This window comes from Geobacillus stearothermophilus ATCC 12980 (genome assembly GCF_030369615.1).
Classification (GTDB): Bacteria; Bacillota; Bacilli; order Bacillales; family Anoxybacillaceae; genus Geobacillus; species Geobacillus stearothermophilus.
Map to the genome: position 1 here is coordinate 1,804,553 of NZ_CP128494.1, position 18,017 is coordinate 1,822,569.

An 18,017-nucleotide genomic window follows, 5' to 3' on the forward strand; every position below is an offset into this window, starting at 1 on the left:
TCCCGTTCGAACCGTTTCATCAGTCAAAATGAATAGTTATTCATTATATTTTATTTTACAGTTTACATCGATTTCATCCATTTGTCATGCCTTTTTCTTCCGCACGACGAAATTGCAAAAAAATTCGCTCTCCTCTCTTGACAACAGCGCCTGTCCCGCGGCATAATGACTAATAACATCACGGATACGGCAAACCGGCGATGAACAGGGCCAGTAAACCGCAAACGGCACCAGAGAGCGAAGCCCGCGGCTGGAAGGCTTTGCGGCCCTCTTTGCGGTTGAACCTACCCTAGGAGCTGTTAGGCCAACCTAAACGCCTCCCCGGCGTTATCGGGGCAGAGTCGGGCCTGTTTGGCGCTTGGGCCAAATCGGGCCAAAAAAGGTGGTACCGCGGAAACGAAGGTTTTCCGTCCTTTTGCAGGACGGGAAACCTTTCTCTTTTGGATGGATACACCAAGGCAAGGAGGAGTGGAATGATGAACAACGAACGATCGATCGCGCTCATCGGCGCCGGCTCGATGGCGGAATCGCTCATCGCCGGCATGACGAAAGCGTTTTGCCATCCGGCGCACATTGTCGTCGCCAACCGACAAAACCGCGCTCGGCTTGAGGAGCTGGCGCGCCAATACGGTGTTTGCACGGCAGGTTGCGCGCAAGAAGCCGTCAAACAAGCGGATATCGTCATTTTGGCGATGAAGCCGAAAGACGTCGTCGAAGCGATGAACGCCATCGCACCGACCCTCCGCGCCCATCAGCTCATTCTTTCACTGCTCGCGGGCATCACGACCGAGACGATCGAACGGCTCGCTGGACGCAACATCCCTGTCGTGCGCGCCATGCCAAACACATCCGCCGCCGTCGGCTTATCAGCGACCGCCATCGCCGGCGGCCGCTTCGCCGCGAAAGAACATCTTGAGGTCGCCAAACAGCTGTTTGAAACGGTCGGCATCGTCGCTGTTGTGCCGGAGCGCGACTTGCATGCGGTCACCGGCCTGTCCGGGAGCGGTCCGGCGTATGTGTATTACTTGGTCGAAGCGATGGAAAAAGCGGCGGCCGACATCGGCCTTGAGCGAGATGTCGCCAAACGGCTCATTTTGCAAACGATCATCGGCGCAGCCGAGATGCTAAAAGCGTCCGACAAGCACCCATCCGTCCTGCGCCGTGAAGTCACGAGCCCAGGCGGCACGACCGAAGCCGGCATTGGCGTGCTTGAGCAATACCGGTTCCAAGAAGCGGTCATCGCCTGCATCCGCCGGGCGACGGCCCGCTCCGAAGAGCTCGGCAGCGCTCTTCTCTCTGCCATCGCCGAAGCGTAAAGAGCGGACCTCCGGAGCGCGCCGCTCCTTTTCCCGCCTAGCCCGAACACGGCGACAATCCGTTTTATTTTGTTTTTGATAAGCAGCGTGCTATCATCAGTCATGAACCACTCATCGGCCTAGAAAGGAGCTGCTTGTCATGAACACGGTATTGTTTTCGCCGTATACAATCCGCGGGCTGACGCTGAAAAACCGAATTGTCATGTCGCCGATGTGCATGTATTCGTGCGACACGAAAGACGGCGCCGTACGCACGTGGCATAAAATCCACTACCCGGCTCGCGCTGTCGGCCAAGTCGGCTTGATTATCGTTGAAGCGACCGGCGTGACGCCGCAAGGTCGCATTTCTGAACGCGACTTAGGCATTTGGAGCGATGACCATATCGCCGGGCTTCGCGAACTCGTTGGGCTTGTGAAAGAGCATGGGGCGGCCATCGGCATCCAGCTTGCCCATGCGGGGAGAAAATCGCAAGTGCCGGGAGAGATCATCGCTCCGTCAGCCGTCCCGTTTGATGATTCGTCGCCGACGCCAAAAGAAATGACGAAAGCCGACATTGAAGAAACGGTGCAAGCGTTCCAAAACGGCGCACGGCGCGCGAAGGAAGCCGGCTTTGACGTCATTGAAATCCATGCCGCCCACGGCTACCTCATTAACGAATTTTTATCGCCGCTCTCCAACCGGCGCCAAGACGAGTACGGCGGCTCTCCGGAAAACCGTTACCGTTTCTTAGGCGAGGTGATCGACGCTGTCCGCGAGGTGTGGGACGGACCGCTTTTTGTCCGCATCTCGGCGTCCGACTACCATCCGGACGGGCTGACGGCCAAAGACTATGTCCCATACGCCAAGCGGATGAAAGAACAAGGAGTCGACCTCGTCGATGTCAGCTCCGGCGCTATTGTTCCGGCGCGCATGAACGTCTATCCCGGCTACCAAGTGCCATTTGCCGAACTGATCCGCCGTGAAGCAGACATCCCGACCGGCGCTGTCGGCCTCATTACGTCCGGCTGGCAAGCGGAAGAAATTTTGCAAAACGGCCGCGCCGATCTCGTCTTTTTGGGGCGCGAGCTGCTGCGCAACCCGTATTGGCCATACGCCGCGGCGAGAGAGCTGGGCGCAAAAATCTCGGCGCCCGTCCAATATGAGCGCGGCTGGCGGTTTTAACCGCGCGGGATCGAAAACGAGGCGAAATCAACGGCGAGCTCGGTGTTCGGAAACACGCTGCGCGCCTCGGCGACGAGCTGCAGCGCCGCCTCACCTTGGTAGCGAGAGCTGATATGGGTCAAAATAAGCCGCTTCGCCCCGGCCCGCCTCGCCACCTCGGCTGCGTCTGTGGTCGTGGAATGGAAATAGTCATGGGCCAGCCGCTGTTCCGCCGCGGCAAACGTCGCCTCGTGGACGACGACATCGGCATCGCGGGCGAGTTCAATCGCCGCTTCGCAAAAACGGGTGTCGCCCAACACGGCGACGATTCTCCCCTTTTGCGGCGGCCCGACAAATTCGCGCCCGTCGATGACCGTGCCGTCATCCAGCACGACCGTTTTTCCTTGCTTAATTTCTTGATAAATCGGGCCGGGGCGGACGCCGAGTGCTTGCAATCGCTCGACCAAGAGCGGGCCGGGCAAATCTTTTTCAACGACGCGGAAACCGTATGACGGCATGCCGTGATCGAGCCGTTTGGCGATGACGGAAAACCGTTCATCGTCAAAAATGACGCCCTCATCGATCTCCGCAATGTTCAGTTCATAGCGGAGCTTTGTCCCGCTGACGGCAAGGGCCGTTTCGACAAACGCGCGAATGCCTTTTGGGCCGAAGACCGTAAGCGGCGTCTCGCCGCTTTGAAACGAACGGCTGCCTAGCAGTCCAGGCAATCCAAACAAATGGTCGCCATGCAAGTGCGTAATAAAAATATGCTCGATGCGGCGCGGGCGAATGGCGGTATGCAAAATTTGATGCTGCGTCGCTTCGCCGCAGTCAAACAGCCATGTCGCCCCGCGTTCACCAAGCAGCTGCAGGGCGACGGACGATACGTTGCGCTCTTTGGCCGGCACGCCGGCACCCGTGCCTAAAAACAACAGTTCCAACGCGCTTCACTCCTTTTTCTCGCTCAATATGGCCTGTTGTTAGCGTACCAATGTCAAAACGGCTTTTCAACTTTCTTTTGCGCTCAAAAACGCCGGGTTGGCGCCCGGCTCTTTCATGAACATAAACGCTTTCCCGCCGGAAAGCAACAAAGTGTTTGCGTTCCGACCGGCAAACCTCTACAATGGTTTCATTGAAGAGACAAATTTGGTTAAAGCGAGGTACATACGGTGGACAACATGAATCCGAAATCGATCATCGTCATTTTCGGAGCGACGGGAGATTTGGCGAAACGGAAACTGTTTCCGTCCCTTTACCGCCTGTATGAAAAAGGGCATTTGAACGAGCAATTCGCTGTCGTCGGCGTCGCGCGCCGCCCGTTGTCGGCCGACGAGTTCCGGAACTATGTGCGCGACTCGGTCGAAACGGCGTTTCACCAAAAGCTCGCCGACGGCCGATTCACCTCCCATTTCTATTACCATCCGTTCGACGTGACGGAAGCCGAGTCGTATCAGCGCTTAAAGTCGCTCCTCGAACAGCTCGACGGCACATACAAGACCGAAGGCAACCGCATCTTTTATTTGGCGATGGCGCCGGAATTTTTCGGCACCGTTACTTCCCGCTTGCAGTCGGAAGGATTGACGGAAACGCACGGCTTTAAGCGGCTCGTCATCGAAAAGCCGTTCGGGCATGACTTGGCGAGCGCCGAGAAGCTGAATGACGAGATTCGCCGCGTCTTTTCCGAGCGGGAAATCTACCGGATCGACCATTACCTCGGCAAAGAAATGGTGCAAAACATCAAGGTCATCCGCTTTTCAAACGCCATTTTCGAGCCGCTTTGGAACAACCGGTTCATCGCCAACATTCAAATCACATCGAGCGAAACGCTCGGCGTCGAAGACCGCGGCCGCTACTACGACCATTCCGGGGCGTTGCGCGACATGGTGCAAAACCATATGCTGCAAATGGTCGCTCTGTTGGCGATGGAACCGCCGATCAAATTAACGACCGATGACATCCGCCATGAAAAAGTGAAAGTGTTGCGCGCCTTGCGCCCGATTGCGCACGATGAAGTCGACCGCTATTTCGTGCGCGGCCAATACGGGCGCGGGGTGATCCACGGCAAACACGTGCCGGCGTATCGCGAGGAGCCGAACGTCGATCCGGACTCGAACACGGAAACGTTCGTCGCTGGAAAACTCCTGATCGACAACTTCCGTTGGGCTGGCGTGCCGTTTTACATTCGCACCGGCAAACGGATGGCGGAAAAATCGACGAAAATCGTCGTCCAATTTAAAGATGTACCGATGAACTTGTATTACCGGACGAATGAGACGATCGCCCCGAACTTGCTCGTCATCCACATCCAGCCGGACGAAGGGATCACCCTTCATTTAAACGGCAAAAAAACCGGGGAATCGACGACCATAACAGCTCCATTTCAACTCGACTATTGCAACAACTGCATCGATGGGATCAACACGCCGGAAGCGTACGAAAAGCTGCTGTACGACTGCATGCGCGGCGACGCGACAAACTTCACCCATTGGGATGAGGTAGCAGCGTCATGGCAGTTTGTCGACCCAATTTCTGAGGTGTGGGCGAACACAAAAGCTTCCGACTTTCCGAACTATGCGGCTGGCTCCATGGGCCCGGCGGCCGCGGGCGAGCTGCTCAAAAAAGACGGCTTCCACTGGTGGCCGATCGAGCATCCGCGGCCATAACCGCGAATCGTTTGCGCCCGCCGCCCTTTTGGACAAGCGAGCGTTATCTCTCATGCAAAGGAGCGAATGAACGATGAAGGTGTATGACGTCACGGCCCCGATTTACGAGGGCATGCCCGTATATAAAAACAAACCGGAAAAACAACCGAAGCGCACCACCGTCACCAACGGCTATGTGACCGAATCGCGCATTGACATGGACGTGCACACCGGCACGCACATTGACGCCCCTCTTCATATGGTCGAAGGCGGAGCGACGTTTGAAACGATTCCATTGGACGACCTCGTCGGCCCGTGCAAGCTGTTCGATTTAACCGATGTCAACGACCGGATCACGAAAGACGACATCGCGCATCTTGACATTCAAGAAGGGGACTTCGTTCTGTTTAAAACGAAAAACTCCTTTGATGATGCATTTAACTTTGAGTTTATTTTCGTCGCCGAAGACGCGGCTCGTTATTTGGCCGACAAACAAATCCGCGGCGTCGGCATCGACGCCCTTGGCATTGAGCGAGCGCAAGAAGGCCATCCGACCCATAAAACGCTCTTTTCGGCCGGCGTCATCATCATCGAAGGGCTGCGGCTGAAAGACGTCCCCGAAGGCCGCTATTTCATGGTCGCCGCCCCGCTCAAACTCGTCGGCACCGACGCCGCCCCGGCGCGCGTCTTGCTGTTTGACCGCGAGCCGTAAAAACAGCCGGCCCCTTGATGGGACCGGCTGTTTGATCATGTCAAATTGAATATTCGCCATGGCCGCCCTAAAGACTGGTAAAATGGCGGGGGCTTCCCCGCCTCTGTTTACATCTCTTCCCCGTTCGTGCGAATGACGCGCTGGAACCAATAAAAACTTTTTTTCTTATAGCGCTTCAAATCGCGCAAGTTCTCGTCGTCGCGGTTGACGAAAATGACGCCGTAGCGCTTGCGCATCTCCCCTTGCGAGCTTAATAGATCCGTCGCCCCCCACATCAAATAGCCGATCACCTCGACGCCTTCTTCCATGGCCATCTTCATTTGTTCGATATGACGGCGCAAATAGTCGATCCGCTCATCATCTTCGACCGTACCGTTCTCATTCAGCTCCTCTTCCAATCCGATCCCGTTTTCGGTGATGAAAATCGGCATCTGATAGCGGGCGTACACGTCTTTTAAGGCAATCCGCAACCCGATCGGATCGATCGCCCAGCCCCATTTCGTCTTTGGCAAGTGCGGGTTCGGTTCAAGCCCTTTGATGATCCGCTCATCCTGTTCCTGATGGCGGACGATTTGGCTTTGATAGTAGCTGAACGACAAAAAGTCGACCGTCTGCGAACGGAGCAACTCCTCATCCCCCGCTTCGAGCGGCAGGCAGATTCCTTTTTTCTCAAGCCGGTTGGTCACATAACGCGGATAGGCGCCGCGGGCGAACACATCAAAGAAGAAATCAATGAACAGCTCTTTCGCCTGCACGTTCGCCAAAGCGTCTTCCGGCCGGCATGTCGCCGGATACGTCGTCAAATACGTCACCATCCCGCCGATCTTCGCCTCGGGAGCGATTTCGCGCAGCGCCTTCACGGCTTTCGCGTGGGCGATGAACACGTTATGACAGACGCGGTAGGCAAACGCTTCCGGGTCTTCGTCTTCCGGGCAGATCGCCCCCCATAAATACGGCTGTTCGAGCACTAAATTTTGTTCGTTGAACGTCAGCCAATAGTTCACTTTCCCGCGGTAACGCGCAAATACGGTGCGCGCGTACCGCTCAAACAAGTCGACGACTTTCCTTGATGCGAAGCCGTTGTATTTTCTCGCCAAAGCCAGCGGCAAATCAAAATGGTACAGCGTAATGACCGGCTCGATGCCGTTCGCCCTCAATTCATCAAACACAGCGTCATAAAACGCCAAGCCCGCTTCATTCGGCTCCCCTTCCCCGTCCGGAAAAATGCGCGTCCAAGCGATGCTCGTCCGGTAGGCGGTAAAGCCGAGCTCCTTGAACAAAGCGATGTCTTCTTTGTAGCGATGGTAAAAATCGACCGCCACTTTCCAATCGGAATGCCCTTTTGGAATCGGGCGCGCATCCACGATCGACAGCCCTTTGCCGCCTTCGTTCCACGCCCCTTCCGTCTGGAACGACGTCACCGCCCCACCCCATAAAAAGCCGTCGGGGATGATCGATTTACGCTGTTGTGACATGGAAAGACCCTCCTATCTGTGAACAGACGTGTTTCAGTGATTGAACGCCTTGGAAAATTCACCCTTGGGCATCATCCTCATTATGACATATTTGCTTCTTTATAAAACTAGACGGGCGGAGGTACGAAGCCCGTCTAGACGTTGTGAAAACTGTTTCACGCGCTTTGGAGAGCACCAACGCTCCCAGTAATGGCAATTTTATTGAGACAGTTTTTGCTTAATCAAATAATGGTTCGTAGCCACTTTTCGATACGTGAAGATCATTCCATCATCTCCAGCCGTTGCGAGCAACGCTTCAGATGACAAATCGGCGATTTTCGTTCCTGTTGCCCGGTTATAAATGGCACGGCTGGTGATGATATATTGACGGCTCGCCGCCCGCAGCGGCTCCGGAAATTCAGCGGCCACCAATGCGCCGGGCTGGGCTGGATTGATGCGCGCCTTTCCGTAAAAAATCTCCCCGCCGTTCATAAAAAAGGCATCATCCCCTCCAGGGAAGGACAATAGTTGCGAAACATGCCAATCGGAAAGCCGCACCGCATACAGATTATGATCCGATGTTCCTTCCTGTCCAACATACAATACATTTTGTTTTTCGTCATACCCAATCAACGGATTGATGAATACCTTTGGGATTCGCCATTGTTTTTTCGTCTTCATATCATAAACGGCAATCGATCCCGTCAACGTGCGGCTATTGTCCGTGAAGAAAATTTTCCCGTCCCCGATCGCCAATGAACGCGGAGCAGCGATCAGCGGCACCGTTCCAAGAAACCGCATTGTTTTGGCGTCGTAAATCGCCATTTTCGTCGCTCCCGATAGCGCAACATACACCTTGCCGCCATCAATTTTTACATCCGTCGGCTGCGGTCCGGGATGAATTTCTTTCACCATTTTCATGTCGCTGGCGCGAATGACAAACAGTTTGCTGTCTTCGGCGGACAACACATACAACCATCCGGTCGACGAATCATAAGCCAAATGGGAAATGGGGACATTGGTGAAAGCATAATGGGACGATCGAACATAATAGCTTTCATCGGCCGGCAATGGATATTTATAAATTCGATTTTCCCCTTCTTTGATCAAATACAAATTGTACTTTGCATCCATCAACGCATAGTTCGTCGGGAATGGAAGCGCGTTTATCTTAGCAGAGGTGTAACGGTCATACACCGCCTTATTTGTCACCACGTAGGCCCCTTGAACATCTAAAACGGGGCCGTTATAACAGTCGTGCACCATGTTGATATTTCCGGCATCAATGCGCCTTCCCGCAAAAAACACATCGCTTCCGTCAACGATGAGCGGATGGATGGGCGCGCTGCCTCTCGGCCCTTGATACGAAACTCGCTTCACCACCTTCAAATCGGACAGGCGCAATACCGCTAAATCAGGAATGGAAACATTGCGGCCGATGAAGGCCAGACCTCGCTTCTCATCGAAAAACAACGTATTTTCCTCTGAAAAAACGGAAAAAAAGTTAGGATCAGCAATCAGCCGGCTTGTTTGGCGTTTCGCCGCCAAATCCCACATGTACATCTCATACGTCGTCTTCCCGCGCCCGTACTGCTTTCCGAAAGTTACGATTTTGTTGCCTAATAAGCCAAACGGCAATCCGTTATACGGGGCTCGTTGAATCAGCCGTTTCGTTTTGACGTCAAAAACGTCTATCGATGTTTCAGACGGCACATACAGCTTCCCGTCCCGCAAAAGAAGAGTGACCGACCGCTGGGTATATTTCCGCCATAAAGCGCTGTATGCCCGCAGAGAAACGGGTTCCTGCTTTTTGATCGACAATGTGCTCGCTTCAATAAATAATAACATCCCCTTTTCCGTGAGCGCATAAATATACCCATTTTGATCATCCATGACCCAATCGAGCACGCGCCCAGGAAGCTGTTGCGTACGCGGTCCGGCTGCTTCCGCTTTAGCGGAAGGAAACACATGGAAAAGACAGATAAACAAGAAGAGACAAAATAAAAAACCTTTCCTAAATGTTGTTCCCATTCCAATCCCCCGTCAAACAATGATTTCTAATTCCTTCCTTATACATTCCTTGCGCATAGAATAGCTCAAACAATCGTGCACCGACATTTGACCATTCCTTATCCATCCTCAATATCCATGATAGCCCACCGTCGATCATCACTTCAAGCTCTTTTTGCCATACGCACCCCGTTTGGCTGCATGGTCCCACTTCATTACCTTGGAATGAAAAAAGACTATTACGTCAACTACCATTTCACGTACGGCATGCCGACTGTCATCGTCGACCAAACAATGTTTGATCATTTGCAAAAAGAAACCGATCCACAAAAGAAAAAGGTGCATATCGGAATTCATCTGACTGACGAAACAAATATTGAACGGGCTGATCAGTTGTTTCAACGCATGGAGTTTTCCTCCATCGCCGATTCGCGCCTGATGATGAGCCGCCACCAAAAGCAAACGTTCGGATTGATCATGTTTGTCGTCACCTTTTTAGGACTCGCCTTTTTGGTCACATCCGGCTGCATTCTTTACTTCAAGCAAATGGGCGCCGGCGAAGAAGAGCGGCCGAATTACACCATTTTGCGCAAACTGGGATTCACCGAAAAAGACTTGCTCGGGGGCATTCGGCGGAAACAGCTGTTCTACTTTGGCATTCCGTTGTTGCTGGGATTGTCCCATAGCTATTTCGCTGTCCGTTCCGGCTGGTTCTTTTTCGGCACCGAACTGTGGACGCCGATGTTGACGGTGATGGCGATTTACACGGTCCGCTATTCGCTGTTTGGCGTGTTGTCCGTTCGTTATTACAAAAAGCTAATTCGCGAGGCGCTTTAAAACGATGCAGCGAGTGAGGGAAGAACCAAAACCGTTCCAACGTTCGCCCACTCGATCAGTGGTCATCCCATTCTGAAGATGCAGTTCCAGTTGACGGAACGAATTTTAGCTTTATCGAACACGAAAAGCCCTTAGAGTGGTGAATGACTCTAAGGGCTTTTTTCTTATTTCAACCATTCCGTATGGAAAATGCCTTCCTTGTCAACGCGTTCGTACGTGTGGGCGCCGAAGTAGTCGCGCTGCGCTTGGATTAAGTTGGCTGGGAGCACCGCGGTGCGGTAGCTGTCGTAATAGGCGAGGGCGCTTGCGAATCCTGGCACCGGAATGCCGCGCATCGCCGCGGTGGCGACGATTTCGCGGAGCGCGTCTTGGTAGCGTTCGACAATGTCTTTGAAATACGAATCCAAGAGCAAGTTCGAAAGCGCTGGATCACGGTCATACGCCTCTTTAATTTTTTGCAAAAATTGCGCGCGGATGATGCAGCCGCCGCGGAAGATCATGGCGATATCACCGTAGCGCAAGTTCCAGTTGTATTCCTCAGAAGCCGCCTTCATTTGCGCAAACCCTTGGGCGTACGAGCAAATTTTGCTCATATAAAGCGCGCGGCGCACGGCTTCGATGAAGTGGGCGCGGTCGCCTTCAAACGGCTTCACCGCTGGGCCTGCCAGCACTTTGCTTGCTTTCACGCGCTCGTCTTTCATCGCCGAGAGGAAACGGGCGAACACCGATTCCGTGATGATCGGCAGCGGCACGCCCAAATCGAGGGCGTTTTGGCTCGTCCATTTGCCCGTCCCTTTTTGCCCAGCTTTGTCCAAAATGACATCAACAAGCGGCTTGCCTGTTTCTTCATCGATTTTCGTGAAAATGTCGGCCGTAATTTCAATCAAGTAGCTGTTCAATTCGCCTTTGTTCCAGTCGGCAAACACTTCGTGCAGCTCTGCAGCATCCATGCCGAGCACATGTTTGAGCAGGAAGTACGCTTCAGCGATCAGCTGCATGTCGCCGTATTCGATGCCGTTGTGCACCATTTTGACATAATGCCCCGCGCCGTCCGGACCGATGTACGTCGTGCACGGCTCGCCGTCGACTTTGGCGGCGATGGCTTCAAAAATCGGGCGCACGAGCTCATGCGCTTCTTTTTGGCCCCCTGGCATAATCGACGGGCCTTTCAGCGCCCCTTCCTCGCCGCCCGAGACGCCCGTGCCAATAAAGTGGATGCCAAGTTCAGCGAGTTCTTTATTGCGGCGCTGCGTATCTTTAAAATACGTATTGCCGCCGTCAATTACAATATCGCCTTTTTCCAAATGCGGCTTCAGCTGTTCGATCGTCGCGTCCGTCGGCGCTCCGGCTTTGACCATCAGCAAAATTTTCCGCGGTTTTTCCAAGGCGTTGACGAATTCTTCGATGCTGTATGTACCGACAATGTTTTTTCCTTTCGCTTCTTGCAAAAACTCGTCCGTTTTTTCGCGCGAACGGTTGTAGACCGCCACTGAATAGCCTTTGCTTTCGATGTTGAGCGCCAAGTTTTTCCCCATGACCGCCAGTCCGATGACGCCGATTTGCTGTTTCGCCATTGTCCAACGTCCCTTTCCGTTTTTGTTTGTTCATCAAACAACATACCATACGTTTGCGCTTGCCTGCAAGTTTTTCTAAACCGATTTAGGAACGAGTCTGCACGACGGATTTGTTTGCCATTTTCATATTGAAAATGAAAGGGGCGCAACGCCCCTCATGCTTAGTAGCCTCCATAGTGCGGGAAGCCGTATGGTCCAAACGGGTAATGACCATAAGGCACGCCATACGGGAAGTGATGATAGCCGTCATACCCTCCATGCCAATGATGATGGTGATAACCGTATGGAGGATAGCCGTAGCCGCCAAAGTACGGCGGATAAAAGCCGCCCATATACGGACCGAACGGTCGAACCATGGAATGCGCCTCCTCTTCATGAGTTGAAGTTCATTTCCATGATTAGGATATGCGCGGAAGAAAAAACGGTATAGGCAAACACCTATACCGTCTCTCCTGCCCGGGCAGCGGCTTGGGCAGCGGCCACCTGCTCGCGAATCGCGTCCGCTTCTTCCAAATGGGCAAACAAGACGCGCGGATCCAGCACCGTGAGCAGCCGCTCCGGCAGCGTCGCGATCCCGACGACATACGGCGTGCGCTCCGCGGATACGAGCTGCAGCGGTTTGATGGCTTCCGGTTCAATATCGACAATTTCCTTTGCTTCGTCAACGATAAACGCCACCGACAACCCGTCGACCGCGGCGACGACAAGACGCGTCTGCTCGGTTTCCTCGATCGCTTTCCCATATAGAAGCTTTCGCATATCGAGCACCGGCACAAGCTCGCCGCGGATGCGCACGACGCCGGCCATATAGTCCGGCATATGCGGAACGGCGGTCGGCGCTGTCATTTTTTCAATCGAGACGACATACGCGATCGAAACGGCGTACTGTTCCCGCTCAACGCGAAAGATGACGTATTTGTCCATTCCCCAGCCCTCTCTTCTTCAACATCTTGCCTTTGCTTTTTTTATCGGCAGCTTTCATCCTACTTTTCAGCGCGAATGTTCTCCGCTCGAGAAAAAGAGCATCCAGCCTCGGGATGCTCACTCGGCATTGGCGACTTCTTCGACAATGGCGATGACCATTTCCGTCAGTTTGACCAACTCTTCAATCGGCATCCGCTCGTTCGTCGTATGGATCTCTTCATAGCCGACAGCGAGGTTGACCGTCGGAATGCCGAAGCCGGCGATGATATTGGCATCGCTGCCGCCGCCGCTTTTCTCCAGCTTGCACGGCCGGCCGATTTTCGCCGCCGCCCGCTTGGCGATCTCGACGACGTGGTCGCCGTCGCTGAACTTGAAGCCTGGGTACATCACTTCGACCTCGACATCGGCGCGGCCGCCCATTTCTGCGGCGACTGTTTCAAACGCTTCTTTCATTTTCGCCACTTGCGCTTCCATTTTTTCCGGAACGAGGGAACGGGCTTCCGCTAAAATATCGACGCGGTCGCAGACGATGTTCGTTTGCGTGCCGCCTTCAAAGCGGCCGATGTTGGCCGTTGTTTCCTCGTCGATGCGGCCGAGCGGCATTTTCGCGATCGCTTTCGCCGCAATCGTAATGGCTGACACCCCTTTTTCCGGCGCCACACCGGCATGAGCGGTTTTGCCATGCACAACGACTTTCAGCTTCGCCTGCGTCGGGGCGGCGACGACGATGTTGCCGACTTTGCCGTCGCTGTCCAAGGCATAGCCGTATTTCGCTTGGATGAGCGACGGATCAAGCGCCTTCGCCCCGACAAGCCCCGACTCTTCTCCGACGGTGATGATAAACTGGATCACGCCGTGCGGGATGTTTTGCTCTTTCAACACCCGAATCGCTTCCAACATCGCCGCCAAGCCCGCTTTATCATCCGCGCCTAAAATCGTCGTCCCGTCGGTGACGACATAGCCGTCTTGAATCGATGGCTTCACGCCTTTGCCCGGCACGACCGTATCCATATGCGACGTGAAATAAATCGGATCCACCCCGTCTTTCGTCGCCGCGAGCGTGCAAATCAAGTTGCCTGCCCCATGCCCCGTTTTCGCGGCCGCATCGTCTTCGATCACATCGAGGCCAAGCGCTTCAAACTTTTGTTTGAGCACTTTCGCAATGTCCCTTTCATGCTTCGTTTCCGAATCGATTTGCACGAGTTCCAAAAATTCGTCGACAAGACGCTGTTCATTGACCATCGCTTTTTTCCTCCTGCTTATGTATTCCACCTTAAGTATACCGAAATGTTCCGCCAAGAGCCAAACCAGACGCCGGAACGATCGGCACGCACAGCGCTGACAGCCACGTTCGCAATGCGCCAGCGCGAGCTCCCGGGTTCGACAGACGAAAAAATCCGTAAGCAATGGGAGACATAGCAGCGGAATGAGCCTGATGGATGCGAATCCGTATGCGAAAATAGAGGCCAAGCAACAAAACGGGGCCCCTTGACCCCGTTTTTACAGCGGAATATTGCCATGCTTTTTCTTCGGCCGCTCCTCGTGCTTGTTTCGAAGCATCTCGAGCGCCTGAATGAGCTTGATTCTCGTATCGCGCGGGTCGATGACGTCATCGATCATGCCGTATTTGGCGGCGACATACGGATTGGCGAATTTCTCGCGGTATTCGGCAATTTTTTGCGCCCGCGTTTCTTCCGGATTCGGACTTTTTTCAATTTCGCTCGCGAAAATGATGTTCACCGCCCTTTGCGGCCCCATGACGGCCACTTCGGCGTTCGGCCACGCATAGACGACATCGGCGCCGATCGATTTGCTGTTTAAGGCGACGTACGCGCCGCCGTACGCTTTCCGCAAAATGACCGTAATTTTCGGCACCGTTGCTTCCGAGTAGGCGTACAAAATTTTCGCCCCATGGCGGATGATGCCGCCGTGCTCCTGCTTGACGCCCGGGAAAAAGCCGGTGACGTCCTCAAACGTAACGATCGGGATGTTGAACGAATCGCAAAAACGGATAAAACGCGCCGCCTTGTCGGACGAATCAATGTCAAGCCCGCCGGCCATAAACTTCGGCTGGTTGCACACAAGCCCCACCACTTCGCCTTTGATGCGGGTAAAGCCGATCACGATGTTTTTGGCGAAATCTTTTTGCACTTCCAGAAACGATCCGTCATCGACGACGTGGGCGATGACGTGGCGCACATCGTACGGGCGGACGGCGTCAATCGGCACGACATCAGCCAAATCGGGGCGGTAATCGTCCCCGTCCGGAATCGGGCCAAACGGCGGCTTTTCGTTATTGTTTGACGGCAAATAGCCTAAGAGCCGCCGCACCTCGGCGAGCGCTTCCTCTTCATTCGCCGCCGCAAAATGAGCGTTGCCGCTGATCGTGTTGTGCACGCGGGCGCCGCCTAAATCTTCGGCGCTGATTTTCTCCCCGGTCACCGCTTCAATCACTTTCGGGCCAGTGATGAACATTTGGCTCGTTTTTTCGACCATGAACACAAAATCGGTGATAGCCGGCGAATAGACGGCTCCACCGGCGTACGGCCCCATGATGACAGAAATTTGCGGAATGACCCCGGAGTAAATGACGTTGCGGTAAAAAACGTGCCCGTACCCGTCCAGCGACAAGACCCCTTCTTGAATGCGGGCGCCGCCCGAATCGTTCAAGCCGATGACCGGCGCCGCGTTTCGGCGCATCTTGAATCATGCGGATGCCGTGCTCCTTCAGCTCACGGATGCGCTCGGTGATGTCTTCCACCCCAAGCGCCACATGCTGAATCCCTTCGCCGCGCTTCTCGATAACTTTCGCCACCGCGCTCTCTGCCGACAGCGGCTCAAGCGGCTCCAGTTTCGCCTCTCCCGCCTGCAAAAACGCCACTTTCACCTGCTCCGACTCGACTTCCTCGATGCCGAGAAACGGCAGGCCGAGCACATCTGCATAAAACGGAAGCGCTTTCTAAATCGAGCGGACGGCGATGCCGATATGGTCGACTTTTTTCACGTGCATCGTCTGCAACCCCTTTGCCGCAAAATGATGAGGCCAACGTTTTATTATTCGCCGTTTCGACAAAAAATCCTGCTTTTTTTGTTTTTCTTTGTCTGCGCAACGGTCAAGCCATGGAGCGGTTCGTTTCATCTCTCATCCTGCTTTTTTCCTTGTCCGCTCCGCTGTTTGCCGTTACAATAAACGTAGAACAGCGGACGGAAGGAGGACGGACCGTTGTCGCGCAAAACGCAAAAATTCGTGGTTTACTTGATGCTCATTTGCATGCTGCTGACGACGCTCCTTGCCGGCATCAGCCTATGGTTTTAACCCGGCAAAAAACGCAAGCTCCGAAACTGGAAGCTTGCGTTTCTCATTGGATGGCGCCGTATCGCTTGGCAATGTCGTAAAACGACTCGTTGCTGCGGAGAATGAGCACGCGTGCGCCGATCGGCACTCGCTCGTACAAATGCTCGACATCGCGGTTGTGCATACGCACACAGCCTTGCGAAGCGTAGCCCCCGATCGATGCAGGGTTGTTTGTTCCATGGACGCCATAGATGCGCCCATCCGTCCCGCGCGCATCAAAACCGATCCACCTTGTGCCGAGCGGATTGTTCGGCGCTCCGCCCGGGATGTTCTTTTTCCGATAATACGGGTGTTTCGCCTTTACCGTCACGGTAAACATTCCTTCCGGCGTCAACGCCGCATTCACCCCGGTCGCCACCGGATAGACGGCTTCGATGCGGCCGTCGCGGACGAGCGCGAGCTTATTGATCGCTTTGTTCACAATGACAAGCGGCTTCGCCTCCGCCGCTGTCTGAAAAGGAGCCCCCAATACGGCGGCGATCACGAGACAAATGGCCAACCATACCCGCATATCCGTCCATCCTTTGCTTGAGCGTTTGGCTATAGTGTGCGCCAAAACGGATGGACATATGCCCTGCATCATGCCTTCAGCCGCTGCGGTTTTCGTTCGTTTCCGAGATGGAATTCGCTTTTGATGATTAAATATCGCTCCAATTCGCGCACCAAATGAAACAACGCCGCCCGCTCTTCAAACTGTTCGCGCGTCGTTGGCAGCGGCATCGCCTTAAACTGTTCGCGCATCTCGGCAAGGCGCCGCAAAAACCGATCGGCCGTATTTCCCGGGTGAATGGCGTCGCTTAATTCGTCGATAAAATCGGCGACCATCATCCGCTGCTCGACCGTGTAGACAAGCGATGTCACAAGCGGAAGCATATGCTCGATGACTTCCAACTGCCGCTCGCGCATGCGGAAGTAGCGGACATATTCATCCTCATTCCGCCATAATTGATTGTCGGCGTGGCGCATGGCGAGCTTTTTCGCTTTGTCGAGCGTCTCCGCCGCAAGCGGCAGCTCCTTCCCATCCCAATCAAGCTCATTTGTGCGCAAGTAGCGGACGATTTCTTTTAAAATAATGCGAAACAAATCTTCGACAATGCGCTGGTACTCTTTGAGCTGCTTCTCGGCGCTCGGCATATACATGTTCATCAGCAGCGCTACCCCAATGCCAACCGCTACCAGCAAGATCTCATTGGCGACCAATCCCCACGTGATGTCCCCGGCCGCATACAAATGCAAAATAATGACCGAGCTTGTCGCAATGCCTTCATTGATTTTCAAGCGAACCGTCACCGGAATGAACAACAAAAGCAACAGCCCAATCGTCCACGGATGATAGCCGAAGACGGTAAAAAACAACGCCGCAAACCCGATCGCGACAACGCACGCCGCAAAACGAGCCCGGGCGGTCTCAAGCGACCGCTTTTTCGTCACTTGGACGCATAAGATGACGATAATGCCGGCAGAAGCGAAGTTATGAAGACCGATGAGCTGAGCGATGGCAATCGCCAGCGCCACCCCCACCGCCGTTTTCAATGTCCGATAGCCGATTTTCATCGCGAGTCTCCTTTGCCAATGGTTGCCGACTTCATTGTACCGATGACGGCCCTTTCGGTGCAAGGAAAAACGGACAATCCTGGCCTCCGCTCCGAAGCCGATCTGTCCCAACAGGCGCAAAAGGACAAAAAAGGCGGCTGTCCGCTCATGCAGGGCAGGCCGCCTAGGCTCACGACGGAGATTTCTCATAAATCGTCTTCCCGTCGCGCTCGATTTCGCGCCGGATCGCTTCGTTCAGCGCGTCGAAAAAAGCACGTCACATGAGTAAATGCCGACAATCTCGTCAAGATCCTCTTTGATTTTCCACTTCTGTTTTCCGGTCTAGTCAATGCACAAGTCAATGTCCGAGTTGTAGCGGGCCGTGCCGCGCGCCCGCGAGCCGAACAAAACGACTTTTTGTATATCTTCTTCGCCCGCGAAATACGCCATCAGCCGTTCAAACACGGTCGGGCTCATTCCATACATCACGGTCGATCACTTCTTCTTTGATGTTTTGCA

14 protein-coding genes and 4 pseudogenes are annotated in these 18,017 nt (G+C 54.2%); 6 read left to right on the forward strand and 12 right to left on the reverse strand.

All coding sequences use genetic code 11. The annotated features are described in order from the left end of the window. Nucleotides 1-476 precede the first annotated feature (476 nt). Complete coding sequence (proI, locus tag QSJ10_RS09795) at nucleotides 477-1,316, forward strand: pyrroline-5-carboxylate reductase ProI (protein ID WP_049625499.1); 840 nt, start codon at nucleotides 477-479, stop codon at nucleotides 1,314-1,316. A 139-nt stretch (nucleotides 1,317-1,455) separates the two neighbouring features. Further along, nucleotides 1,456-2,478: an NADPH dehydrogenase NamA gene (namA, locus tag QSJ10_RS09800; RefSeq protein WP_033016477.1), complete on the forward strand. Its 1,023-nt coding sequence runs from the start codon at nucleotides 1,456-1,458 to the stop codon at nucleotides 2,476-2,478. Here the strand turns inward: namA and rnz are convergent. Further along, the gene (rnz, locus tag QSJ10_RS09805; RefSeq protein WP_033016476.1) at nucleotides 2,475-3,398 is read right to left on the reverse strand and encodes a ribonuclease Z; all 924 of its coding nucleotides are present in this window, start codon (nucleotides 3,396-3,398) and stop codon (nucleotides 2,475-2,477) included. The genes namA and rnz overlap by 4 nt on opposite strands. A 228-nt stretch (nucleotides 3,399-3,626) precedes the next feature. On the opposite strand from rnz, the gene zwf reads away from it, so the two are divergent. Together zwf and QSJ10_RS09815 are read left to right on the forward strand one after the other, a co-directional pair. Continuing rightward, on the forward strand, nucleotides 3,627-5,120 hold the full coding sequence (gene zwf, locus QSJ10_RS09810) for a glucose-6-phosphate dehydrogenase (protein ID WP_053532712.1): 1,494 nt from the start codon (nucleotides 3,627-3,629) through the stop codon (nucleotides 5,118-5,120). A gap of 73 nt (nucleotides 5,121-5,193) precedes the next feature. Then, entirely contained in the window at nucleotides 5,194-5,811 is a 618-nt protein-coding gene (locus QSJ10_RS09815; protein ID WP_033016473.1) for a cyclase family protein, read from the forward strand. A gap of 107 nt (nucleotides 5,812-5,918) precedes the next feature. On the opposite strand, the gene QSJ10_RS09820 is transcribed toward QSJ10_RS09815, so the two are convergent. Then, the gene (locus QSJ10_RS09820) at nucleotides 5,919-7,286 is read right to left on the reverse strand and encodes a glycoside hydrolase family 1 protein (RefSeq protein WP_033016471.1); all 1,368 of its coding nucleotides are present in this window, start codon (nucleotides 7,284-7,286) and stop codon (nucleotides 5,919-5,921) included. A 198-nt stretch (nucleotides 7,287-7,484) separates the two neighbouring features. Further along, on the reverse strand, nucleotides 7,485-9,113 hold the full coding sequence (locus tag QSJ10_RS09825; RefSeq protein WP_235597744.1) for a YncE family protein: 1,629 nt from the start codon (nucleotides 9,111-9,113) through the stop codon (nucleotides 7,485-7,487). A 357-nt stretch (nucleotides 9,114-9,470) separates the two neighbouring features. On the opposite strand from QSJ10_RS09825, the pseudogene QSJ10_RS09830 reads away from it, so the two are divergent. Then, nucleotides 9,471-10,112: pseudogene (locus tag QSJ10_RS09830) on the forward strand (bacitracin ABC transporter permease); the annotation flags it as partial. Nucleotides 10,113-10,276: 164 nt separating this feature from the next. Here QSJ10_RS09830 and gnd read toward each other — a convergent pair. The 6 genes and pseudogenes from gnd to QSJ10_RS09860 form a co-directional block, all read right to left on the reverse strand. Further along, entirely contained in the window at nucleotides 10,277-11,686 is a 1,410-nt protein-coding gene (gene gnd, locus QSJ10_RS09835) for an NADP-dependent phosphogluconate dehydrogenase (protein WP_033016466.1), read from the reverse strand. A gap of 161 nt (nucleotides 11,687-11,847) precedes the next feature. Further along, nucleotides 11,848-12,042, reverse strand: a complete 195-nt coding sequence (locus QSJ10_RS09840) for a hypothetical protein (protein WP_080706545.1) — start codon at nucleotides 12,040-12,042, stop codon at nucleotides 11,848-11,850. 82 nt (nucleotides 12,043-12,124) lie between these two features. Further along, nucleotides 12,125-12,610: a chemotaxis protein CheW gene (locus tag QSJ10_RS09845; RefSeq protein ID WP_049624856.1), complete on the reverse strand. Its 486-nt coding sequence runs from the start codon at nucleotides 12,608-12,610 to the stop codon at nucleotides 12,125-12,127. Nucleotides 12,611-12,727: 117 nt separating this feature from the next. Continuing rightward, complete coding sequence (locus tag QSJ10_RS09850; protein WP_033016462.1) at nucleotides 12,728-13,852, reverse strand: tripeptidase T; 1,125 nt, start codon at nucleotides 13,850-13,852, stop codon at nucleotides 12,728-12,730. A 258-nt stretch (nucleotides 13,853-14,110) separates the two neighbouring features. Then, nucleotides 14,111-15,304: pseudogene (locus tag QSJ10_RS09855) on the reverse strand (acyl-CoA carboxylase subunit beta); the annotation flags it as partial. After that, nucleotides 15,288-15,620: pseudogene (locus QSJ10_RS09860) on the reverse strand (VOC family protein); the annotation flags it as partial. The pseudogenes QSJ10_RS09855 and QSJ10_RS09860, both read right to left, overlap by 17 nt. Before the next feature lie 213 nt (nucleotides 15,621-15,833). Between QSJ10_RS09860 and prli42 the strand changes: the two are divergent. Further along, nucleotides 15,834-15,926 (forward strand): stressosome-associated protein Prli42, encoded by a 93-nt coding sequence (gene prli42 / locus QSJ10_RS09865; protein ID WP_152908485.1) that lies wholly within the window; start codon nucleotides 15,834-15,836, stop codon nucleotides 15,924-15,926. Nucleotides 15,927-15,969: 43 nt separating this feature from the next. Here the strand turns inward: prli42 and QSJ10_RS09870 are convergent, their stop codons facing one another. From QSJ10_RS09870 to QSJ10_RS09880, 3 genes and pseudogenes are all read right to left on the reverse strand, one after another. Beyond that, the gene (locus QSJ10_RS09870) at nucleotides 15,970-16,476 is read right to left on the reverse strand and encodes a L,D-transpeptidase (protein ID WP_053532715.1); all 507 of its coding nucleotides are present in this window, start codon (nucleotides 16,474-16,476) and stop codon (nucleotides 15,970-15,972) included. Between the two features lie 68 nt (nucleotides 16,477-16,544). Continuing rightward, nucleotides 16,545-17,519: an aromatic acid exporter family protein gene (locus QSJ10_RS09875; protein ID WP_053532716.1), complete on the reverse strand. Its 975-nt coding sequence runs from the start codon at nucleotides 17,517-17,519 to the stop codon at nucleotides 16,545-16,547. A gap of 169 nt (nucleotides 17,520-17,688) precedes the next feature. After that, nucleotides 17,689-17,984 (reverse strand): annotated as a pseudogene (locus tag QSJ10_RS09880) (nucleotidyltransferase family protein). Nucleotides 17,985-18,017 lie beyond the last annotated feature (33 nt).